The organism is Pseudomonas sp. F9001 (genome assembly GCF_013385435.1).
Classification (GTDB): Bacteria; Pseudomonadota; Gammaproteobacteria; order Pseudomonadales; family Pseudomonadaceae; genus Aquipseudomonas.
Map to the genome: position 1 here is coordinate 153,120 of NZ_JACAPX010000010.1, position 22,869 is coordinate 175,988.

The following is a 22,869-nucleotide window of genomic DNA, read 5'->3' on the forward strand; positions in this document are numbered from 1 at the left end:
GGGCGGTGAGGGCATCATGGCAAGGGCTTGGGGTAAAAGGAAGCAGGCTAACTATATTTGATGATATTGCGGCCCGTGCCTATCCGGCTTTGGATCCATGGGGCCTCCCTGGCCCGGGACGACTAAAGCGGACGCGGTAAAGTGTGGGAGCTGTCGAGCTTTAGCGAGGCTGCGAAGGCGGCGGCATGGTCAATAAAGATGTTGCCTGGCACACCGCTATCGCGGCCTCGCTAAAGCTCGACGGCTCCCACAGAAAAGCAGAGCCATATCCCAAAAAAAAGCCCCATCACACTGGACGGGGCTTTCGCATTTCAAACTACCGGCGGCTCTTAAAAAACCACACCCTGACTACGCAGGTAATCGTCATAAGTCCCGCTGAAGTCGATCACCCCACTCGGGCTCAGCTCGATGATGCGGGTGGCCAGGGACGACACAAACTCCCGGTCATGGCTGACAAAGATCAGCGTACCCGGGTAGTTCTCCAACGCCAGGTTCAGCGCCTCGATGGACTCCATGTCCAAGTGGTTGGTCGGCTCGTCCATGATCAGCACGTTCGGCTTTTGCAGGATCAGCTTGCCGAACAGCATGCGACCTTGCTCGCCACCGGAAATCACCTTCACCGACTTCAGGATCTCGTCGTTGGAGAACAGCATGCGGCCCAGGGTACCGCGAACCACTTGCTCGCCTTCCTTGGTCCAGCGGCCCATCCAGTCGAACAGGTTGGACTCGTCTTCGAAGTCCGAAGCATGGTCCTGGGCGTAATAGCCCAGTTCAGCCGCGTCGGTCCACTTGACCGTACCGGCATCCGGGGTCAGTTCGTTGACCAGGGTACGCAGCAGGGTGGTCTTGCCGATACCGTTCGGGCCAATGATCGCCACGCGCTCGCCGGCTTCAACCTGGAAGCTGAAGTCCTTGAACAGCGTCTTGCCGTCGAAGCCCTTGGCCATGCGATCGACGATGACCGCCTGGCGGTGCAGCTTCTTGGTCTGGTCGAAGCGGATGAACGGGCTGACGCGGCTCGATGGCTTGACTTCGGCCAGCTGGATCTTGTCGATCGCCTTGGCACGGGAAGTGGCCTGCTTGGCTTTCGAGGCGTTGGCCGAGAAGCGGCTGACGAAGGATTGCAGCTCGGAGATCTGCGCTTTCTTCTTGGCGTTGTCCGATAGCAACTGCTCGCGGGACTGGGTCGCCACGGTCATGTATTCGTCGTAGTTGCCCGGGAACAGGCGCAGCTCGCCGTAGTCCAGGTCGGCCATGTGGGTGCAGACGCTGTTCAGGAAGTGACGGTCGTGAGAGATGATGATCATCAGGCTGTTACGCTGGGTCAGGATGTTTTCCAGCCAGCGGATGGTGTTGATGTCCAGGTGGTTGGTTGGCTCGTCGAGCAGCAACACTTCCGGATCGGAAAACAGCGCCTGGGCCAGCAATACACGCAGCTTCCAGCCTGGTGACACTTCACTCATCGGGCCGTTGTGCTGCTCGATGCCGATACCCAGGCCCAGCAGCAACTCACCGGCGCGGGATTCGGCGGTGTAGCCGTCCATCTCGGCGAAGTCGGTTTCCAGCTCGGCCACGGCCATGCCGTCGTCTTCGGTCATTTCCGGCAGCGAGTAGATGCGGTCGCGCTCGGCCTTGACCTTCCACAGCTCTTCGTGACCCATGATCACGGTGTCGAGTACGGTGAATTCTTCGTAGGCGAACTGGTCCTGGCGCAGTTTACCCAGGCGCACGTTCGGCTCCAGCATGACCTGGCCGCCCGACGGGTCGAGGTCGCCACCGAGGATTTTCATGAAAGTCGACTTGCCGCAACCGTTGGCACCGATCAGGCCATAACGGTTGCCTGCGCCGAACTTGACCGAAACGTTCTCAAATAGCGGCTTGGCGCCGAACTGCATGGTGATGTTAGCTGTGGAGATCAATTACTTTACCTATCAATAGCTTGGAGTGCGCTAATTTGAGCCGGGCCCATTTTGTGGCCCAGGCCAACGGGCATACGTCGGCAGCGACATCAAGGCTTGGGGCCCAGTCGCTGAGCAGAAAAATGGGTGCATGTTGGAATTTGGCGCGCATTGTCGCATATGTCAGGCGGGAGTTGTATGGCGCTGCACGGATGGATTCGCCCGAGTCTCCGGCATTGCCACCCACACCAGCCCCAATGCGACGGCCGCCACGCCGGCCAGGGTCAGGAACGCGGCGTTGTAACCCGCCCACTGCACGACAAAACCTGCCAGGCTGCTGCTCAAGGCCGCGCCGAGGCCGAATGCCGTGGACAGCGCGCCCAGGCTGACATTGAAGCGTCCGGTGCCCTGGGTGAGGTCTTTGACGATCACCGGAAACAGCGCGCCGAACACCCCGGCGCCGACCCCGTCAAGCATCTGCACCGCCACCAGCCAATAAGGATCACTGGACAGCGTATACAACACGCCCCGCAGAGGCAGGATCATGAAACCGGCGAGCAGCAACGGCTTGCGCCCCCACACGTCGGCCTTCACGCCCACCAGCCAGGCCACCGGCACCATCACCAACTGGGCCGCGACGATGCAGGCCGAGGTCAGCGGCGTGGCCATCTGCAGGTTGATCTGCGACAGCTTCTGGCTGACCAGCGGCAGCATGGCCGCATTGGCCAGGTGAAACAGCGCGCAGCAGATGGCAAACAGCATCAAGGGCCTGTTCGCCAGAAGCACGGCCAATCCCGACGGTTGTTCATGGCCGGTGCCATGCGCAGGGTCGAAACCCCGTGCGACTTCGTGGTCGATTGCCTGGGCTGACACGCAGCTGACCGCGATGACACTCGCCGCAGCCATGACTGCCATCAGATAGAACACCGCCACCGGGCCGAACAGGTAGGCGAACCCACCAGCGAGCAGGGCCGCCACCGCGTTGCCGGCGTGGTTGAAGGTTTCATTGCGGCCGGTGCGCCGGGTAAAAGCGCGCGGCCCGGTGATCCCGAGGGAAATCGCCGAGATGGCCGGCGCAAACACCGAGGCCGCCGCTGCACTGGCCGCCTGGGTCAGCGCCACCAGGCTGAAGGAGCTGACGAAGGGCAGGAGCAGGCAACTGGCAGTCACCAGCAGCGCGGCGATCACGATCACTGCCCGTTTGCTGCGGGTTCGGTCAATCAATGCGCCGGCCGGCGTCTGGGTCAGAAGGGCCGCGATGCCGGCCAGGGTCATGACTACGCCGATGCTGGCGGGGTCCCAGTGGTGCACGGCCAGCAGATAAATCGCCAGGTACGGCCCCAGTCCGTCACGCACGTCCGCCAGGAAGAAGTTCAGGCTGTCCAGGGACAGGGTGTTGCGCAGGTCAGAGCGAGTGGCCATGGCACGGTCTTCAGGCAAGAGGTCGGTAGCAGTAGTGACCCATGGCGTGAAGGTATAGTTTCTGAAGGCGGCGTTGCACTCGTATGGCAATACAAGCAAAAACATTTACAGAGTGGAGCCATTTGCATCGAAAAATAGCGCTGATCGAGGCTTTTTCAGGGCTTTTTATTGTTAACAGTTGAACATCCAATAAGCCTGGCTTATTTTCCGTCCGTTCGCCCTACAGTGAAGGCTCTTTACCGGTTCAAGGATGGCGAGGCTTTCGGTGTAGGGCGGACTTCTTTTGTCGCAATGACCGGAACATATTGGAGATGCAATGGACATGCTGTCAGCCCAGGTAAAACCAGCCCGCTCAGCTGCCCCGTGCTACACCCTCACCGCCATCAAGCGCCCGTGCTGAATGGCTGCCGTGCAGGCAAAAAAAGGCCCGTGGGGTAGACGGGCCAAGGTGTTCACTGGAGTAGGTAGCCTTCACCCTATAGGTCAACACGTGAAGGCCATGTGAAAACCATGTCGCAGGAACGGATGTATCTCCGTGTCAGGGTTTGCGCACGAACGTGCGCATGGTTTGCCCTGGGCCGGTACTGAAGCGGGTAGGGCGGGGCATGCCTTCATCTGCCGCAATAAACACGAAGTGATCACCTTCCAGCCGGTAACTCGCGGGTAACTGCTTGCCGGCATCCGCTCCCATCGAGTCAACCCAGGTAATGCTTTTGGGTGCCGTGCTGGCATCGAGCGTGAAGCTGCCTGCCAGTAAAACCTCGCCGTCGACCGTCACCACCTGGAATTGATCGCCCGAGATTGTCGTGATCGCGCCTGGCGCGCTGTGTTCATCCGTGGGATTGAGCACACCATTGTCTTCCAGCGCCGTTTGTTCCCATGCCCCCTGGAGCGCATGGAAATCCGCATTTGAAGCACGTGTCATACAAATTCCTTTTTGGTTAAAAAACGAGCAGTCAATACCTTGGTGCGTAGATGCCTGACGGATAAGCTGAATCGATTTTGTGAGAATTGTCTGGTTTCTCTTTGTTGCGTACGAATTTTCCCAGTATTCACGGGTATTTAGCGCCATTTTGTGCGTTGATTCGGAAACGGTTCTTTACAAGTTCGTCTACGCTCAGCACCAGGGTAGGGGCTCCTGCGTAATCTGAACGAAAACAATCTACGGTGATGTGGGATTTTTCCATGATCGAGGTGGTCCGATGACCATCGGTAGACCGTTCGTGTCTTGTGTACAGGGCGTTGTCCCTGATTTTCAAGCGGCCATTCAGTATTTGATGAATATGTGTGACCGCTGACTGTCGACTTTTTAAGGTGCATCAGTTTTGAATAAAACTCCTCGGCTCCACGCTCATGCGGCATCGGACGAAATTGATCTGTTTGAACTGTGTCATGGTATCTGGCGGCAAAAGAAGTTGGTGCTGGGGTGTACGATTCTGGCAGGGGTGCTGGGGGCGGGCTACGCTTTTCTGGCCCCGCGGGAGTATCAGGTCAGCAGTGTGCTGCGCCCGGCTGCCATCAATGAGCTGGATGCTCTGAACCGCTCCGAAGTCTATAAGTTGCCGCCGGCCGACGCCCTGAACAAAGTGGGGGCGCAACTGGACTCATACGAAGCGCGCCTGGGGTTTTTCAAGTCCCATGAGGACCTGTTCAAGGCGTTCCAGAAAACCGGGCAAAGCCTCGAGCAGAGTTTCGAAGAATTCAATCGAAACTCCATCAACCTGAGCCTGCCCGATCCCAAGAAGTCCGACTCCCTGAGCAGCTATATCAAGCTTGAGCTGGAATACCCGGCAGACATCGACGGGGTAGCGATTCTCAACGGCTTTGTAGACTACGCAATTGATTCGGAACGTGCCCAAGTCGGTGCTGACCTTAAAGTGATCGTCAATAACCGCTTGAACGAACTCAAGGGCAAAATCGACGCGGCGCGCTCCAATTACGAAACCGACAAGGAATCGAAGATTGCCAAGCTGCTTGAAGCCGACAGGCTCAAACGGGCCAAGCTGGAGGACGAACTGGGTGCCCTGCGCTTACAGATGAAAATGGAGCGCACGGACCGGCTGGCAGAGCTGGCGGAGGCCATTTCCATCGCCAAGTCGATGGGCATCAAGACCCCGACCACTCCTTCGTCCATGGCAGATGCCTCGCGTAGCGGCTCGAATCAAGTAATGCGCACCGAGGTCAACAACCAGAAAATCCCGCTGTACTTCCTCGGTACAGAGGCGCTTGAGGCGGAACGTGCCGCGTTGCAGGCGCGTACCAGCGACGACTTTACCAACAGCCGCATTGCACAGATTGGCAAAGAGTTGCAGATGCTGGAGGTCAACCGTGAAGTGGAGGTGCTGAAAAATCGCGGGAATGAAGACATTTTCTTGCAGGATGTTGAACCGTTACGAGCGGAAGTCGCGCGTTTGCGAGGCCTGAATATCGACATGAGTGGCCTCAAGCTGGTAACCATTGACCGTCGTGCCCAAGAGCCGCTGAGCCCGATCAAGCCCAAGAAAGCCCTGGTTATGATACTGAGCCTGCTGGCAGGGTTGACCGTGGGGGTACTGATTGCGCTGGGCCGCCATCTGCTGGCACGACGCGAAGCCGTACCCTACTCGGAGTTGGATGAATATCGGCTTTCTCTGCGTACACGCAAGGATGATGAACCGAAAAGCTGACGCCTTCAGCAGCGGGCAGGCCGCCCGGCAAGCCCGCTGCTGCTGTTCCTGGCACACTCACTGGACACCTTTTCACAAATCTTGATTAACCTTTGGTTACAAAGTGTGGCTAAAATAGCTGCCAATGGCCACGACCGGATTGTCACCCAGCCGTTCGTGTTGCCGGTTTTGTGAATTGTGATTTCAGGTGCTGCATCTTCAATCCTCGGCCGTTGTGGGCACGCGGGAGCAGCCTGTTCTCTTCTGACTTGTGACGAATACCTTGAAACTCATCATTGTTGCTCTCTACGTTGCCTCTATTGCGTATGTCCACCTGCGTGGCCGGGTGCGCCACAAGCTGGGGCGCCAGCTCAGCGATCACTCGACCTTCCTGGCTCCGGTGAACTGCTTTCTCTACCTCTTTTCCAAACTGCCCAGCCGACCGTACCTGTCCCCCAGCGACTTTCCCGACCTGAGCCCGCTTCAGGAGCATTGGCAAGAGATCCGCGAGGAAGGCCAGAACCTGCTGCGCGCAGGCGAGATCAAGCGCTCCGACCAGTACAATGACGTGGGTTTCAATTCGTTCTTCAAGTCGGGCTGGAAGCGTTTCTATTTGAAGTGGTACGGCGACAGCCATCCTTCGGCGATGAAGCTGTGCCCGCGCACCACCGAGCTGGTGCAAAGCATCGGCTCGATCAAGGCCGCGATGTTTGCCGAGCTGCCACCGGGCTCAAAGCTGGTACGCCATCGTGACCCGTATGCCGGTTCCTACCGTTACCACCTGGGCCTGGACACGCCCAACTCCCCGGGCTGCTACATCAACGTGGACGGTGAAAACTACTACTGGCGCGACGGTGAACCGGTGATGTTTGACGAGACCTTCATCCACTACGCCGAAAACACCACCGAGCAGAACCGGATCATTCTATTCTGCGATATCGAACGCCCGATGAAGTACCGCTGGGCGGCCGCGTTCAACCGTTGGTTCAGCCGCAACGTGATGGCTGCGGCCGGTTCGCCCAACGATGCCGGTGACAAGACCGGCGGCCTGAACCGTGCGTTTACCCGCCTGTACAAGATTCGCCTGCGGGGCAAGGAGTTGAAGAAACGCAACCGCACCCGTTACTACCTGGAAAAGTGGGCGATCTTTGCCGGCCTGGCCGCGATCTTCATCCTCATCTGAACCGGGCAGCGGAGCGCATCAGCCTGGCGGATGCGCCCCCAGCTTCTCCCACATCTTCTTGCTGATCTTCTGCCGATTGGCGTAACCCGCCCACGGGTCCTTCTTCAAACCCTGCAAACGCTCGTGCAGGTTAGCCACCGTCCATTGTTGGGCGCTGTGCAAACTCTTCAACTCATCACGACTCACCGGTACCGATACCGGCAGGCCGGGCCGCGCCCGCACCGAGTAGGCGGCTACCGTGCTGGCGCCCCGGGCGTTGCGCAGGTAGTCGATGAAGATCTTGCCCACGCGATTCTTCGGGCCCGAAGTCGCGGTAAAGCGTTCAGGCAACTGCAGCGTCATGAACTGGGCGATGGCCTTGGCGAAGGCTTTTACCGAGTCCCAGCCATCGCGGCGCGCCAGCGGCACCACCAGGTGCAGGCCTTTGCCGCCGCTGGTCTTGACGAACGCTTCAAGCCCCAGTTCATCGAGTACCGACAAGGTCAGTTGCGCCGCTTCAAGCATGCTTTTCCACGGCAGTGCCGGGTCTGGGTCGAGGTCGAGCACAAAGAGGTCCGGGGTTTCAATCTTTTCAGCGGTAGCGCCCCAGGTATGCAACTCGACGGTACCCATCTGCACGGCACCGATGAGCGCGGCCGGGCTGTCGATTTCCATCAGCCGCGCATGGCCCGGGTCCAGGGCCTGGTCCAGTTGCTTGATATTCGGGATCGCCAGGCGCTCGGAGTGCTTCTGGAAAAACTGTTCGCCGGCAATGCCTTCCGGTGCCCTGAGCAAGGACACCGGCCGGTTGCGCAGAAAGGGCAGGAGCCATTCGCTGATGCCCTCATAGAACTGTGCCAGTTGCAGTTTCTGTGTAGCGCTCTGGGCATCGATGACTCGGTCCGGATGGGTAATCCTGACCCCAGCCACGGCGCCGGTGCCCGCCGTCTTTTTGCGGGGTTTTTCCTTCAGCGATTTGGCCGTCCGCGGCTGCTCATGCACAATCTGCTCCGCCGGCTTGTCGGTGCGCAGCCCGACAAACGCCGCCTGGCGCACCACACCTTCGCGGGTCCATTCGGCAAATTGCACTTCGCCCACCAGCTGCGGCTCGACCCAGTGCACGCCGCGTGCCTGGGCACTGGTCAGGGGCTTGGCCAGCGGTGAAGTCTGGCGTTCCAGCGCCTTCAACTGTGCACTGATCTTTTTCAGCGCGGCCTGATCGAATCCGGTACCTACGCGCCCGGCATACACCAGGTCGCTGTCATCATTGACCGCCAGCAACAGCGCGCCAAACCCGCTGCGCGAACCTTGCGGGCGGGTGAACCCTACGATCACGAATTCCTGGCGCAGCCGGCACTTGAGCTTGATCCAGTCCGGGCTGCGCCTGGAAACGTAGGGGCTGCCGGCACGTTTGCCGATCACGCCCTCCAGCGCCAGGTCGCAGGCACTTTCGAAGATATCCCGCTGGTTGGCAGCAAAGGACTCGGAGAAGCGCAGCAGCTTGCTCTTGCTGCGGCTAACCGCGTCCTTCAGTGCGGTGCGGCGCTCTTCGACAGCGGCTTCGCGCTGGTCGCGGCCGTCCAGGAACGGCGCATCGAACAGGTAATAGACAATGTCCAGGCTGCGGCCGATATCAAAGGCGTTTTGCAGCGCCTGGAAATCCGGCAGCCCGTCGGCGTTCAGGCTGACCACCTCACCGTCAAGCCAACTGTCCTTGAGCTTCAGGGCTTCCAGGGCCTTGGCCTGGCGTGGCAGGCGATCGGTCCAGTCATGGCCATTGCGGGTGAACAGCCGAACTTCGCCATCGCGAATCCGCGCGAGGATGCGATAGCCGTCGAATTTGATCTCGTACACCCAATCGCCTTCCGGTGCACGGTCCACCAGTGTCGCCAGCTGTGGCGCGAGTTGATCGGGCAGGTCGGTTGAGGGCTTGCGCCTGGCTTTCTTCGGCGCTGCGGGCTTTTTCGCAGCCCCCACCGTTGCGTCGCTCAGCACGCTTTTCGGTTCAGCCTGGACCACATCGTAGTCAGCCACCGGGCGTGCCTGCTGATCGTTCTCCTTGATCAACAACCACTGCTCCTTGTCGCCGCTGCCCTTGAGTCGGGTGCGCACCAGCGTCCAGTCGCCTGCCAGTTTTTCGCCGATCAGGCTGAACTTCAGCTTGCCGGCCGCGTAGGCCTTGTGCGGGTCATCGTGGGGCTGCCATACACCGCGATCCCACACGATCACATCGCCAGCGCCGTATTGGCCTGCCGGAATGCTGCCCTCGAAACTGCCGTAGCCCAATGGATGATCTTCCACATGCACCGCGAGGCGCTTCTGGCTCGGGTCGAGGCTTGGGCCCTTGGGCACCGCCCAGCTTTTGAGGACGCCGTCGAGCTCCAGGCGAAAGTCATAATGCAGGTTGCGCGCATCGTGCTTTTGAATCACGAACGACAGGGCATGCGCCCGGTTCCTGGCGCGAGGCGCACTGCCGGCGGGTTCGGCGGTCACGTCGAAGTCGCGCTTGGCGTTGTATTCACTCAGGGGCTTGGCCATGGCTGTCTACCTCATGAAGCCTTGCTGGTCTTTTTCGCGGCAGGTTTCTTGGCTGCAGCCTTGGTCGCGGGCTTGCCGGCCAGGCTGCGCTTGAGCAACTCCGTCAGGTCTATCACGTCCGCAGATTTGCGCTCGTCGACACCTTCGCTGGATTCCACGTCTTCGATCTTGCCGGCCTTGGCCTTCTTCGCCACCAACGCCATGATCTTTTCCTGGAAGCTGTCGCGGTATTCGTCCGGCTGCCAGTCGGCGCTCATGTCTTCCACCAGACGCTTGGCCATGTCGAGTTCGCCCTTGGCCAATGTCGGTTTGGTCACGTCGCTGCCCAATTCCAATTCGTCCAGGCCACGCACTTCGGCAGGCCAGCGCAGCATCACCAGCACCAGCGCCGACTCCAGCGGCATCAGTGCCGCCAGGTGCTGCTTGGTGTGCAGCACCACGTTGGCCAGGGCGACCTTGCGGGTTTTCTTCAGGGTTTCGCGCAGCAGGGCATACACCTTGCCGCCGCGCTTGTCGGGGGCCAGGAAGTAGGGCGTGTCGATGTTCTGCAACGGGATCTGGTCGCTGGCCACAAACGCGATGATTTCGATGGTCTGGGTGGACTTGGGGTGGGCCGAGCGGATTTCGTCTTCGCTGAGGATCACGTAGCGACCTTTCTCGTAGGCCACGCCCTTGACGATATTCTCCTTGGTGACTTCCTTGCCGGTGGTCTTGTTGATGCGCTTGTAACCCACCGGGTCCATGCTGCGTTTGTCCAGCCAGTCGAAGTCGACGCCCTGGGAGGACGTGGCCGAGACCAGTGACACGGGGATGTGCACCAAGCCAAAACTGATTGCGCCTTTCCAGATAGCCCGTGGCATGTCGGTATTCCTGAAGTGTGTGGTCTTCAGGTGACAGGGCGGATTCGGCAAAAGTTTCCCTGGCCAGCCGGCTGGCACCAGGGTTTCAGACAGATCGTGTTACACCTGATGAGAAACTATTTAGTTACCAAAGCCGAACCCAAGGCGTAGCGTGTTATCGAAAGCACGTATTACTTGCGCCCAGAGAGGCTTTGTCATGAACACCCGTTTGCGCAACCTTGCCGTATTGGCGTTGGGCCTGGCCTTGAGTTCGTTGGCACAGGCGCAAAACCTGCCCGGCAGCAGCAACAACCCCTACAACGGCCCCATCCACCAGGCCAACCCCAACAGCATGCAGGGCACCCAGCCCAACGCGCCGGCAGCGCGAGGCAGCTATATTCCGCCGGCACAGCGGCCGCCGACCCTGCAAAACGGCGGTATCGGCAACAGCGTCCAGCGCCGTGACGGCGCGCAGACCCCGCCGGCTATCCAGCCCAAGACTCCCACCCGTGACGCCAATGGCAATCGCGGCGATTGAGTGTGTAAAGACGACAAGGAAACCCACCGTATGCTGTTACGCAAAACCCTTCTAGCGACCTTCTGCGCCGCTGCCTTGCTGCCCCTGGCGCTGCCTGTCTCGGCGGCCGCCACCCAACAGTTTCCCAGCGAGCAAGGGAGTATCACCGTCACCCCGATTGCCAAGGGCCTCGATCACCCGTGGGCGGTGGCGTTCCTGCCGGACAAGCAAGGCTTCCTGGTCACCGAACGTCCCGGCAACCTGCGGTTTGTCAGCCCGGACGGCAAACTGTCCGCGCCCCTGAGTGGCGTGCCGAAGGTGTTTGCCAAAGGGCAGGGCGGCCTGCTGGACGTGGTGCTGTCGCCGGACTTCAAGGAGGACCGCCTGGTGTACCTGTCCTACGCCGAGGGCGGCGGCACGAATGGCACTGCAGGCACCGCAGTCGGGCGTGGGCGCTTGAGCGATGACCTGAGCGGCCTGCAAGACTTCAAGGTGATCCTGCGTCAGGAGCCCAAGCTGTCCACGGGCAACCACTTCGGCTCGCGGCTGGTGTTTGACCGCGATGGTTACCTGTTTGTGACCCTCGGGGAAAACAACGACCGGCCCACCGCCCAGGACCTCGACAAGCTGCAAGGCAAAGTGGTGCGGATCTTCCCGGATGGTCGTATACCGGAAGACAACCCCTTTGTCGGCCAGGAAGGCGTGAGGCCGGAAATCTGGTCCTACGGCCAGCGTAACCCCCAGGGTGCGGCACTCAACCCGTGGAGCGGCACACTCTGGGAAAACGAACATGGCCCGCGCGGCGGGGATGAGATCAATATCATTGAACGAGGGAAAAACTACGGCTGGCCGCTGGCGACCCATGGCATCAACTATTCCCTGACGCCGATTCCCGAGGCCAAGGGCAAGACAGTCGAAGGCACCGTTGCACCGCACCACGTCTGGGAAAAATCCCCGGGTGTGAGCGGCATGGCGTTCTACGACGCTGACCGGTTCAAGGCCTGGCAGCACAACGTGTTTATCGGGGCATTGGTCAGCCAGGAGTTGATTCGCTTGCAGTTCGATGGGGACAAGGTCATCCACGAAGAGCGACTGCTGGGTGGCCTGAAAGCGCGAATCCGCGATGTGCGCCAGGGCCCGGATGGTTACCTGTATGTGCTCACGGATGAAGATAACGGCGTGTTGTATCGGGTGGGTTTGAACCAGGACTGACGGATACGGCAAATACCAATGTGGGAGCGGGCTTGCTCGCGAAAGCGGTGGGTCAGTCGCTGGAGATGTTGGCTGAGCCATTGCCTTCGCGAGCAAGCCCGCTCCCACAGTTGTGTAGCGTCGAGCCTACAACCCAAGCTCCGACAACCCCGGATGCTCATCCGGACGCCGCCCCAGCGGCCAGTGGAACTTGCGCTCGCTTTCCTTGATCGGCATGTCGTTGATGCAGGCAAACCGGTTCGCCATCAAGCCGTTCTCGTCAAACTCCCAGTTCTCGTTGCCGTAGGAGCGGAACCAGTTGCCGGAGTCGTCATGCCATTCATAGGCATAGCGCACCGCAATGCGGTTGCCGGTAAACGCCCACAACTCCTTGATCAACCGATAATCCAGCTCTTTGGCCCATTTGCGGGTCAGGAAGGCCTTGGCCTCTTCGCGGTTGTGGGCGAACTCGGCGCGGTTGCGCCATTGGGTATCCAGGGTATAGGCCAAGGACACCCGTTGCGGGTCCCGGGAGTTCCAGCCGTCTTCGGCCAGGCGAACTTTCTCAATCGCCGACTCACGGGTAAACGGCGGCAACGGCGGGCGTATTTCTGCGTTGGATGACATGGGACGGCTCCTTAACAGGTTTAAAAGTCAGGTCAAAGTTGCAATAGGGTTCGCGCCATGGATTGCGCATTATCGGCAGCGGTGGTGTCGCCCATCACCAGGGCAACGGTAATGGCGCCATCAATCAGGATCAGCAGGTGCGCGGCCTGGCGTTCCGGGTCGGGGGTGCCATGTGCTTGACACAGTTCGAGGGCGTACTCGAACAGTTTCTGTTTATGGGCCTTGGCCAGTTGGCGCACCGGGTTGTGCGGGTCGCCGGTCTCGCCGCTGGTGTTGATGAAGGCGCAGCCGCGAAAGTCATCGGAGCCGAACCAGGTTTTCAACGCGCTGAACACACCCAGCAGGCGCTCGCCCGTGGTGGAGTGGTGTTCAACTTCGCTGCGCAGCCACTGCATCCAGCGCTCGTCGCGGCGTTGCAGGGCGGCAATCACCAGTTCGTCCTTGTTGGCGAAGTAGCGGTAGACGCTCTTTCTGGAGACGCCGGCGGTTTTCACCAGAAGATCCATGCCGGTGGCAGCGATGCCATTTCGGTAGATCAACTTTTCGGTAACGTCGAGGATAATGTCGCGAGTGATATCGTTCATGGAGATTACAGTAGAACGATCGTTCTCCTTGGTCAATTAATTATTTTTAACCCTGGGCGGGAAGACCTGAGCCAGCCCATGGTGTAAGCTCTGGAGTCCTTCGGATTCGACCCATTGCGAGCCCTATGCCGTCGTTATTCAAACGCTCCCTGTTGCCCAAGCTGCGCGGTTTTCCCCTCACGCCCGACGCGATCGAGGTGCTGTCCGGCGCCGCCGAGTACCGCCGTTGCCTGCTGGAGAAAATTTCCCAGGCCACCCAGCGCATCTACATCGTGGCGTTATACCTGCAGCAGGATGAGGCGGGGCAAGAGATCTACGACGCGTTGCACGCTGCCAAGGCCGCCCGGCCCGGGCTGGATATCGTGGTGGTGGTCGACTCGCTGCGGGCCCAGCGTGGTTTGATCGGCGCCGGCAAGCAGCCGGGCAACAGCGCCTGGTACCAGGCCATGACCGAGTCCCACAGCACCGAAGTGCCGGTGTATGGGGTGCCGGTGCAAACCCGCGAACTGTTCGGCGTGCTGCACCTCAAGGGCTTCGTGATCGATGACAGCGTGCTGTACAGCGGCGCCAGCCTGAATAACGTGTACCTGCACAAGTTCGACAAGTACCGCTATGACCGTTATCACCTGATCCACAACAAGGCGCTGGCCGACTCGATGCAGCACCTGGTGGAGCACGGCCTGGTGGCCGCCAAGGCGGTGCATCGCCTGGACCTGCCCAACCCGCCGACCACTCGCAGCCTGCGCAACGACATCGGCGACCTGCGCAGCCGCCTGAAACACGCGGTGTATGACACCTCGGCGGGGCAGTTGCCCAACGGCAACCTGACGGTCAGTCCGTTGTTGGGCGTGTGCAAGAACAACCCCCTGAGCCGGGTGATCTGCGAGCTGATTGCCAGCGCCCAGCACCAGCTGACTATCTGTACGCCGTACTTCAACCTGCCGCTGCCGGTGACCCGGGAAATCAACCGCGCCCTGGCCCGCGGGGTGAAGATTGACATCATTGTTGGCGACAAGACTGCCAACGACTTCTACATCCCGCCGAGCGAACCGTTCAAGGTCATCGCCGCGCTGCCGTATCTCTACGAAATCAGCCTGCGTCGCTTCGCCAAGCGTCACCAGCGCATGATCGACAGCGGCCAGCTGAACCTGCACCTGTGGCGCGACGGCGACAACACCTACCACCTCAAGGGCATGTGGGTCGACCAGCGCTACACCTTGTTGACCGGCAACAACATCAACCCGCGAGCGTTTCGCCTCGACCTGGAAAACGCCTTGCTGATCGATGATCCGAAGGGGGAGTGGGTAGGGCCACGGCGCACCGAGCTTGCCGAGATTTTCCAGCACACCTCGCGTATTGAGCGCTACCAGCAGCTGGAAACCCTCGTGGAGTACCCGGCGGCCGTCGGCAAGTTCTTGCGCCGGGTCAGCCGGGTGCGGATCGAGCGTTTGCTGTATCGGATTTTGTAGGGCCCGTGACCTTGCAGGTTAATCCGGAATCGACCTGACAAGAATGTTGTCCAAGTCGTAGCGATGGGGTTCGCTGCCTGCACTTCTTGACCAGAGTCTGATTGAGATTGGGTGAGTGCCTCCGTCCTCTTTCACGTACGGAAGAGGGACAGTCAGGCGCGTCCAGCCGGGAGACGGTGGATGTGGCCCGTATGCTTGCTCCAAGCCTCCCGCCAACACGATGATGTCCGTTTCCGATAGGGTCCGGTATTCAAAGATCACTGTGTATTCAGTGCCCTTTATGAATGAGTAGGACTTGGAGATACCCATCTCATGAACCGCATCGGATGCATTGGTGAGGTAGAACTCGTGATCGTTCCCAGGCGTCCGTGGCTCAAGCTTTGCGGTGTCTGGGCGGTCCGGGTGCCAGCCATTCCAATTTCTGTCAGTAAATGTCGTCAAGTCATTCAGGTCGTCGCTCATGGTGCTTGTCTCCAGAAAAGGTAGGTGGCCTCAGCTAATGCTGTGGCCACGCGCTTTATCAGAGGCTTTTCAGGGATGGACGTCTACTGTCAGAAATAACAGGTAGCTCAACCTGGGGTGTTACCTGGTTGCCGTGCCGCCGGCCAGCACGCGATCAATAGCAGCAGCGCCGCCGCCACCAAGTAGGGCAGGCGAGGTTCGATCGCGTAGATCAAGGTCCCGGCCAACGGCCCGACCACCACGCCCAGGCCTTGGGCCGCACCCACCGAACCTGCCGTGGCGCCTTGCTCCGACGCATCCACCGCATTCGCCGCCAGCGCCGCGAAAGACGGGAAGATCCAGCCCATGCCGGCCGCGGACACAAAAAAGCACAGCCACAGGATCCAGGCCGTATCAGCGAACATGCTGCCGGCAAATCCCAGGGCTGACACCACCGCACCGATGCGAATCATCCGCAGCGGCGGCCACTCCAGTTTGCGCACTACCAGTTGCGAACAGATCAACGCCAGCCCGACCATGGTCAGGGCGATACCGGCAGTTTGTGCCGCATCGGCCGGGTTCATCTTCAAGCGATCCAACGCGAAAAAACCCACGGTTATCTGCGCGATCGACACACACAGCATCGCGACAAACGCCACCACCAACGGTCGACGCAGGCGTGGGTCCGAGAGGTTGACCGGCTTGGGCGGCTGCTTGAGGTGCAGCTCCTGGCGCGGCAATTTGGCCAGCAGCAACAAGAATCCCAACAGCGGTAACACCGCCATCGCATAAAACGGCAGGCTCAGGCTGTGACGCGCCAACAGCGCAGCAATCGCCGGGCCCAGCACCAGGCCGCAGGCGTTGGCGGCGCCCAGGGAAGCCATGGCCTTGGCGCGGTGCTCAGGCTCAATGTTGTCGGCCACCAGCGCATAGCCGCCCACCGGTATCGCAGCGTAGAACACGCCGATCAGGCCACGACCCAGAATCAGCCCGATAAACGCCAACATGGCCGATGGCAGCAGTTGCAGGGACGCATCGATAAACACGCACAGCGCCCAGTAGGCCAGGGTGAAACCACCGGTGCCCAGCAGCAGCACACGGCGCCGGCCCAGTCGGTCACTGGCCTGGCCCCATGGACGAGCCAGAAGCATCCAGATCACCCCGGACACGGTGACCGCCGCACCTGCCTGCCAGGTGGCCAGGCCAAGCACCCGAGCGATCGGGCCAATCAGCGAGACAAATGCCATCATCGCCATGGTGCAGGCCATGTTGGCCAACAGCAGCGGCCTCAGGTTGAATGGGCGGTCAGTGTGCAAAGTCGCGAGTGCAGCGTCTTGGGAGCTGTTCATCGGTTATCCAAGGGCAGGAGAAAAGGGCAGTCGTGCATCCACCATCACCAGCGGGCGGCCATGCACCTGTTCCAGGCGGCCACTCACACCATAGACGTTTTTCAGCAACGCCTGATTGATCACCACTTGCGGTGGCCCGGCAGCGGCCAACTGACCGTTGTGCAACACCACCACCTGATCACTGAAGCCCAGGGCGAGGTTGATGTCGTGCACCACCACCAGGGTGATCAGGTTGCGTTCGCGGGTGGCCTGGGTGATGGCTTCCACCACCTGGCACTGGTGATACAGGTCCAGGGCGCTGGTGGGTTCGTCCAGCAGCAACACCCGAGGCTGGCGCACCAGGGCCTGGGCCAGGCCCACCAGTTGGCGCTGGCCACCGGAAAGTGCATCGATCGGGCGGTCGGCGAGGGCGGTCAGGTCGAGGTCGGCGAGGATTTTTTCCACGCCCTTGAGCACCGTCGGGCTCGGCCGCCCAGGCGCAAAACCCGCGCCGCGATGGCCGGCCATGGCCGCACTCAGTACCGCTTCGAAGGCGCACAGGCGCGTACGCTCCGGCAGGCTCTGAGGCAGGTACACCACTTGTTGCGCGCGCTCGACTTGCGGCAGGCGATTGAGATCGACACCCTCCAGCCAGATCTGGCCGTGCGCCTTGTGCAGTCCGGCGATGCCACGCAACAAGGTCGACTTGCCGGCAGCGTTGGGGCCGATCAGCGCGGTGATGGTGCCGGGCAGCAACGCCGGCAGATGAATGTCCTGCAGCACGCTGCGACTGCCGTAGTGCATGCTCAATGCTTGTGTGCTTAATCCGGTCACAGAGCACCTCGGCGGTTACGCATCACAATCGCCATGAAAAACGGAATTCCCACCAGTGCGGTAACAATCCCCACCGGAATCAACACGCCGGGCATCAATGCCTTGCTGGCAATCGACGCCATCGACAGGATCAAGCCACCGCTGAGCACGCTCGCTGGCAGGAACAAGCGGTGATCTTCACCCACCAACAGCCGCGCGATATGCGGAGCAATCAGCCCGATAAAACCGATAGTGCCGACAAACGAAACCGCCAGCGCCGACAGCAGGCTGATGCGCAGCAACGACAGCACCCGCAGGCGGCCGACATCAATCCCGAAACTGCGGGCGCGTTCCTCGCCCAGGGTCAGGGCAGTCAACGCCCAACTCTGACGCAGGGAAAACGGCAGGCACAGCAGCAACGCCGCAGCGAGGATCGCGAGCTTTTCCCAGGACGCCCGGGCCAGGCTGCCCAGGGTCCAGAACACCAGTTGCTGAAGGCTGTCCTGGCTCGCCACAAACTGCAGCAGTGCCACCAGCGCATTGAACGCAAACACCAGGGCAATCCCGAACAGCACCAGGCTCTCCACACCAAACCCACGCCAGCGTGCCAACAGATACAGCAATGCCACCGATGCCAGTGCGAACAGAAAGGCGTTGGCCGAAATCAGGTACTGCGCCGGCACGCCAGGAATGCCCATCCCGAGCACAATGGCCAGGGCTGCACCGAAGGCGGCGGCGGCGGAAACGCCGAGGGTGAACGGGCTGGCCAGCGGGTTATCCAGCACCGTCTGCATTTCGGCGCCGGCCAGGGCCAGTGCCGCGCCCACCAGTACCGCCATCAACGCGTAAGGCAGGCGCACATTCCATACGATCACCGCCTCCACCCGCGGCATCGAAGCCGGGTCCCACAGCACTTGCAACAGGCGCGTCAGGCTCATGCCGGAAGGCCCGGTGGTGATGTCCACCGCCAGGGAAACCACCAATGCCAACGCCAGCGCCGACAACAGCAATACCCGTCGTCCATGGCGGTGGCGATAGCGCTCACCTGCGCCATCGGCGCTCGCACAGGCTTGCACCTGCGTCACGGCACAAGGCTCGTGGTGAATACGCCGCTGGCCGGAATTGGCATAAAGCGCCGGTACAATTCGGCTCGGGTCTGTTCCGGATCCAGGTCGGCGAACAACTCAGGATGCAGCCACTTGGCCAGGGCCTGCACTGCGATCAAGTGTTCCGGCGAGTCATAGAAAATATGCCAGAGGCCATGCACGTTGCCTTCACGTACCGCCCGCAGTTCATTCAGCGGCGCGCGCTGGGACACTTGCTTGAGGCTGTCGTTGGCCTGCTGCGGCGTGGCCGAATAGCCGAGGGTCACACCGCCCTGGCCGTGGCCGAATACGCCGGTGGCGACGTACACATCCGGATCGCTGGACAGAATGTATTCGACGTTCAATGTGCCGATCGGGCCGGGAATGCGCCCGTCGGCGATGTTCCGGCCACCCGCGAGCTTGATCATTTCCCCGAAGTTGCCGGTGCCCGGCGAACCACAGCAATCCTGCAGGCCGGCGAGCATGTCGATGAAGATCTTCGGCCGTTTTACCGTCCCGGCCTTGGCCAGGGTATCGGTGACCTTGGCCAGCGAGGCCTGGTAAAACGCGATGTAGTCCTCGGCTTGTTGATTACGGTCCAGAGCCTTGCCCAGCAGGCGCATGCTCGGCACCGTGTTGCTCAGCGGATGGTCGCTGAAGTCGACGAAAATCACCGCCACGCCGGCCGCTTCCAGCTGCTTGACCGCCTCGCTGTCGGGGCTCGGGCCATGGCCGCCGCTCAAGGCCATGATCGCCAGGTCCGGGTGTACCGCCAGGGCCTTTTCCACACTGAAGGTTTCGGCGGAGGTGCCGCCTACCAACGGTACGTTGTCGGCTTCGGGAAAGTGCTTCTGGAACGCGGCGTAACCCTGCACGTCCAGGCCGCGAAAATCCCCTTGCCAGCCGGCGATGCGGGTAAACGGGTTCTTGCCTTCAAGGAGCGACAGCGAGTAGATCATCCGGCCTTCACCCAGCAGGATATGCGAGACCTTGTCCGGTACGTCGACCTTGCGCCCCGCCAGGTCGGTGACGGTGTGGGCGCAGGCCAGGCCGCTCATTAACAGGCCAAGACCGAGCAGCAGGCCGCGTTGCAACAACAGAGGGTGTTTCATGAACAATTTCCTTGAACAGTTGGGCGCACGTGGCGGACGCGTTTGCGCCACCACAACAACAGCCCGGTGAGATAGAGCAGCGGCAATGCCAGGCCGCAAAGAAAGGCCAGGGCCGCGCCGGGCAACCCGAGCAACAGGTGGCCGTGGGCGGCGGAGAACAGCGGTTTGATCGCGGCGGGGTTGGCGAAGAACCAGTCGGGCCGGGCCAGCCAGGCGCCGCTGCCGGCAATCACCGCCAACGGCAGGCACAGCCAGGCGGCTGCGACGTTGTGCCATTCCCGCAGGCGGCGCAGGCCCTGGCTGCCCGGGCGCAAGCTGGCGGCTTTCCACCAGCTGCGCCGCCCCGGCCACCACAGGTACAGGCCGCTGCCCACCGAGCCCAGCAGCACCAGGCCACAGGCAAACAGGGCGACGGCGCCAATGGGCGGCGGCAACAGCAGTGCCCGGTGCAGCGCCACCAGCTTCGCCAGCCACAGGTCATCGAACACAAAAAATGCCCGTGGCTCGGCACTGTAGGGATCGATCATCGCAATGCCGATGCCGGGCCGATCCTCCAGGGCTCCGAAGACGATCGCGTTGTCCGATTCCAGGAAACCCTGGCGCGGTTTTGCGGCGCCAAAGACTTTCTGAAATTGCGGGTAGGCACCCAGTGCCGCGCTGATCCACTGCGCGTCATCCAGCAGTGCGCCGTGTTCAACCGGAGCCAGGTCCAAGGCCTGGCTGCCGACCTCCCAGCGCAGGATCGGCCCCTTGAGTTCCAGCAGCGCACCGCTCAAGCCAATCAGCGCCAGCAGCAGGCCGACGCTCAGCGCCAGCCATCGATGCACACGAAGCCACCACCCACGCATGGCAGTTACCAGCGATAGCGCAGGCTGGCGATGACACTGCGGTCATACCCGGCACTGCAGCTGGAGAGGGAGCAGCCTTCGTAATAGTGCTTGTCGGTCAGGTTGGTGGCATTCACCGCCAGGCGCAGGCCCTTGGCCGCCGGGATCAGCTTGTCGAAATCGTAGTGCACCGCCGCGTCGAGCAAGGTGTAGGAGGGCACGCTCACAGTGTTGGCAGCATCGGCCTCGGTGGAACCGATATAGCGTACGCCGACGCCAAATCCGAGCCCGGTGAGCGGGCCAAAGGGCAGGGTGTAGTCAGCCCACAACGACGCCATTTTTTCCGGGGTGTCGGTGGGGCGGTTGCCTTTTTCCAGCGGGTTGTTGCTCTTGCTGACTTCGGCGTCGTTGTAGGTCAGGGTTGCCAGCAGGTCCAGGCCCTTGGCGAGGCTGGCCTTGCCTTCCAGCTCCACGCCGCGCACGTTGACCTCACCGGTCTGCACGCTGTTCAGCGGGTTGCTCGGGTCGGTGGTCTTGACGTTCTGCTGGGTCAGGTCGAACAGCGACAGGGTGATGTAGCTGTCGATCCCGGGCGGCTGGTACTTGATGCCGACTTCCGACTGCTTGGCGGTGCTCGGTTTGAAGCTGGTGCCGTAGAAATCAGTGCCGAGCACCGGGTCGAACGAGGTGGCGTAGCTGATGTACGGCGACAGGCCGTTGTCGGCCAGGTAAACGAGGCCTGCACGGTAGGTGAACTTGTTGTCGTCCTGCTTCTGCCCGGTGTCGGTCAGGCGGTTGTCGGTGCGCGCACTCGAATGATCCTGGCGACCGCCGACGGTCAGTACCCAACGGTCGTTGAACGTCATCTGCTGCTGGGCGTAGAGCCCGGTCTGGTCGGCGCGCTGCAAGGTGCTGGCGAACGGGGTGTTCGGCGCGAACACACCCCCGTGCACCGGGTTGTAGATGTCGATCGACGATGCCGCGCCGCCGTTGAGGTAATAGTCTTCACGGGTGCGCCGGTAATCGACCCCCAGCAGCGACACCATCTGCACCTCGCCAAGGTTCCAGCGGGCCTGGGCATTGTTGTCCAGGGAGTACACGTCGCCGACGATGCGGAAGCGGTAGGCCGACCGGTTCAAGGTGCGCAGGTCCGGCGCCAGGGACATGCCGCTGGCGGTGTTGGTCAGCAGGTTGACGTGGCCATAACGTGCGCTGGAATTCAGGCTCCACACATCGTTGATCCGGTGCTCCAACAGGTAGCCCAGCGAGTATTGCGTGCGGCCGTTGTCCAGGCCGGGTTCGTCGAGAAAGACGTTGTGTTTGACCTTGCCATTCGGGTTCGGCTTGAGCGTGCCCACCGTCGGCAGGAACACCCGGGGCGCGCCGAATTCATCCTCCGAGTAATCGGCCAGTACGGTCAGGCTGGTGTCGTCGTTCGGCCGCCAGGTAAACGACGGCGCGATGAAGGTTTTGTCGTCCTTGATGTGATCGAACTGGGTGCCGCTGCTGCGCTCCAGGCCCACCAGCCGATAGAGGAATTGCCTCTGGTCATCCAGTGGCCCGCTGAAGTCGAACTGGCCCTGGGCGCGGTCGAAACTGCCGCCCTGGAGCTGCACTTCATGGAACGACTGGTCCAGTGGCCGCTTGCTGATCTGGTTGACCACACCGCCCGGTGCGTTCTGGCCGAACAACACCGAGGCCGGGCCCTTGAGCACGTCGATGCGTTCCAGGCCATAGGCTTCGGCTTTTGGCCAGGCCTGGGTGGTGGTGCCACGTAAGCCGTCGCGCAACATGCCGGTGCTGGTCACGTCGAAGCCGCGAATCGAGAGGTTGTCGAAGCGCTGGCTGGCGGCGGTAGTGTTGGCCTGCACGCCGGCCGTGTAGCGCAACGCTTCGCTCACCGATTGCACTTGCTGCGCGTCCATCTGGTCGCGGGTCACTACGGAGATCGACTGGGGGATTTCATTGAGCGCGGTGTCGGTCTTGGTCCCGCTGAGGCTACGCTTGGCCACGTAGCCGGCCTGTTGTCCGGTGGGGCTGTCGGCTTGGGTCCCGGTGACCACGCTGCTGTCGAGCACCAGGGCGTGATCGGTGTCCGCCTCGGCGGCCTGCACAAGGTTCATCTGGGTCAGCGACAGGCCCAGGGCAACGCCATGGATCAGGGTTGCCAAGGGCTTGCGACTGGTTTTCAAGTGCGGGACTGCGGTATCGATTGGCAAACCTGGGGTGTCTCGGTACAGAACGCGGGTGCCCATGCTTCACTCCATGATGAGGTGTTCAATGCGAATGCAAACGTATCTCATCCAGGCGTTGTGACGCAGGGCTATTGCTTTGGGTCGAGCGATCATTTCTTTCGTTTGCGGGGCAGGGC

Annotated in this window: 19 protein-coding genes; 5 read left to right on the top strand and 14 right to left on the bottom strand. The window is 61.2% G+C overall.

Annotated elements, in window-relative coordinates:
- Window positions 1-329 precede the first annotated feature (329 nt).
- The 3 genes from HX818_RS08640 to HX818_RS08650 all read right to left on the bottom strand — a co-directional run bounded on the left by HX818_RS08640 (window position 330) and on the right by HX818_RS08650 (window position 4,245).
- Window positions 330-1,919 (bottom strand): ABC-F family ATPase, encoded by a 1,590-nt coding sequence (locus HX818_RS08640; protein WP_008436174.1) that lies wholly within the window; start codon window positions 1,917-1,919, stop codon window positions 330-332.
- Between the two features lie 162 nt (window positions 1,920-2,081).
- On the bottom strand, window positions 2,082-3,320 hold the full coding sequence (locus HX818_RS08645) for an MFS transporter (RefSeq protein ID WP_087692676.1): 1,239 nt from the start codon (window positions 3,318-3,320) through the stop codon (window positions 2,082-2,084).
- Between the two features lie 538 nt (window positions 3,321-3,858).
- Window positions 3,859-4,245, bottom strand: coding sequence for a TIGR03067 domain-containing protein (locus HX818_RS08650; protein WP_177019838.1), 387 nt, complete (start codon window positions 4,243-4,245; stop codon window positions 3,859-3,861).
- A 400-nt stretch (window positions 4,246-4,645) separates the two neighbouring features.
- Here HX818_RS08650 and HX818_RS08655 point away from each other — a divergent pair, with 400 nt between their 5' ends.
- Together HX818_RS08655 and lpxO are read left to right on the top strand one after the other, a co-directional pair.
- Entirely contained in the window at window positions 4,646-5,986 is a 1,341-nt protein-coding gene (locus HX818_RS08655) for an LPS O-antigen chain length determinant protein WzzB (RefSeq protein WP_087692674.1), read from the top strand.
- A 262-nt stretch (window positions 5,987-6,248) separates the two neighbouring features.
- Window positions 6,249-7,148, top strand: coding sequence for a lipid A hydroxylase LpxO (gene lpxO, locus HX818_RS08660; protein WP_008436177.1), 900 nt, complete (start codon window positions 6,249-6,251; stop codon window positions 7,146-7,148).
- An 18-nt stretch (window positions 7,149-7,166) separates the two neighbouring features.
- Here the strand turns inward: lpxO and ligD are convergent, their stop codons facing one another.
- Both ligD and HX818_RS08670 read right to left on the bottom strand, forming a co-directional pair.
- Window positions 7,167-9,665 (bottom strand): DNA ligase D, encoded by a 2,499-nt coding sequence (ligD, locus tag HX818_RS08665; protein WP_177019839.1) that lies wholly within the window; start codon window positions 9,663-9,665, stop codon window positions 7,167-7,169.
- 11 nt (window positions 9,666-9,676) lie between these two features.
- A complete protein-coding gene (locus tag HX818_RS08670; RefSeq protein WP_003218456.1) occupies window positions 9,677-10,525 on the bottom strand; it encodes a Ku protein in 849 nt (282 codons plus the stop codon).
- Window positions 10,526-10,721: 196 nt separating this feature from the next.
- Between HX818_RS08670 and HX818_RS08675 the strand changes: the two genes are divergently transcribed.
- Complete coding sequence (locus HX818_RS08675) at window positions 10,722-11,042, top strand: hypothetical protein (RefSeq protein ID WP_177019840.1); 321 nt, start codon at window positions 10,722-10,724, stop codon at window positions 11,040-11,042.
- A 30-nt stretch (window positions 11,043-11,072) separates the two neighbouring features.
- Window positions 11,073-12,233: a PQQ-dependent sugar dehydrogenase gene (locus tag HX818_RS08680; RefSeq protein WP_003218452.1), complete on the top strand. Its 1,161-nt coding sequence runs from the start codon at window positions 11,073-11,075 to the stop codon at window positions 12,231-12,233.
- A gap of 126 nt (window positions 12,234-12,359) precedes the next feature.
- On the opposite strand, the gene HX818_RS08685 is transcribed toward HX818_RS08680, so the two are convergent.
- Window positions 12,360-12,839, bottom strand: a complete 480-nt coding sequence (locus HX818_RS08685; protein ID WP_008436190.1) for a nuclear transport factor 2 family protein — start codon at window positions 12,837-12,839, stop codon at window positions 12,360-12,362.
- A 32-nt stretch (window positions 12,840-12,871) separates the two neighbouring features.
- Window positions 12,872-13,423, bottom strand: a complete 552-nt coding sequence (locus tag HX818_RS08690; RefSeq protein WP_003218448.1) for a TetR/AcrR family transcriptional regulator — start codon at window positions 13,421-13,423, stop codon at window positions 12,872-12,874.
- Between the two features lie 125 nt (window positions 13,424-13,548).
- Here HX818_RS08690 and pssA point away from each other — a divergent pair, with 125 nt between their 5' ends.
- Window positions 13,549-14,892, top strand: a complete 1,344-nt coding sequence (gene pssA / locus HX818_RS08695; RefSeq protein WP_102369150.1) for a CDP-diacylglycerol--serine O-phosphatidyltransferase — start codon at window positions 13,549-13,551, stop codon at window positions 14,890-14,892.
- An 18-nt stretch (window positions 14,893-14,910) separates the two neighbouring features.
- Here the strand turns inward: pssA and HX818_RS08700 are convergent, their stop codons facing one another.
- The 7 genes from HX818_RS08700 to HX818_RS08730 form a co-directional block, all read right to left on the bottom strand.
- Window positions 14,911-15,354 carry a hypothetical protein gene (locus HX818_RS08700; protein ID WP_008436193.1) on the bottom strand — a complete coding sequence of 148 codons (444 nt, stop codon included), beginning with the start codon at window positions 15,352-15,354 and terminating at the stop codon, window positions 14,911-14,913.
- Window positions 15,355-15,461: 107 nt separating this feature from the next.
- The gene (locus HX818_RS08705; protein ID WP_003218442.1) at window positions 15,462-16,682 is read right to left on the bottom strand and encodes an MFS transporter; all 1,221 of its coding nucleotides are present in this window, start codon (window positions 16,680-16,682) and stop codon (window positions 15,462-15,464) included.
- Between the two features lie 3 nt (window positions 16,683-16,685).
- Window positions 16,686-17,465 carry an ABC transporter ATP-binding protein gene (locus HX818_RS08710; protein ID WP_003218440.1) on the bottom strand — a complete coding sequence of 260 codons (780 nt, stop codon included), beginning with the start codon at window positions 17,463-17,465 and terminating at the stop codon, window positions 16,686-16,688.
- Between the two features lie 26 nt (window positions 17,466-17,491).
- Window positions 17,492-18,559, bottom strand: coding sequence for an iron ABC transporter permease (locus tag HX818_RS08715; RefSeq protein ID WP_023658859.1), 1,068 nt, complete (start codon window positions 18,557-18,559; stop codon window positions 17,492-17,494).
- Entirely contained in the window at window positions 18,556-19,671 is a 1,116-nt protein-coding gene (locus HX818_RS08720) for an ABC transporter substrate-binding protein (protein ID WP_003218435.1), read from the bottom strand. The genes HX818_RS08715 and HX818_RS08720 overlap by 4 nt, the downstream gene beginning before the upstream one ends.
- Window positions 19,668-20,519 carry a PepSY domain-containing protein gene (locus HX818_RS08725; protein ID WP_003218433.1) on the bottom strand — a complete coding sequence of 284 codons (852 nt, stop codon included), beginning with the start codon at window positions 20,517-20,519 and terminating at the stop codon, window positions 19,668-19,670. Before HX818_RS08725 ends, HX818_RS08720 begins: the two co-directional genes overlap by 4 nt.
- A gap of 5 nt (window positions 20,520-20,524) precedes the next feature.
- Window positions 20,525-22,753: a TonB-dependent siderophore receptor gene (locus tag HX818_RS08730; protein WP_003218431.1), complete on the bottom strand. Its 2,229-nt coding sequence runs from the start codon at window positions 22,751-22,753 to the stop codon at window positions 20,525-20,527.
- Window positions 22,754-22,869 lie beyond the last annotated feature (116 nt).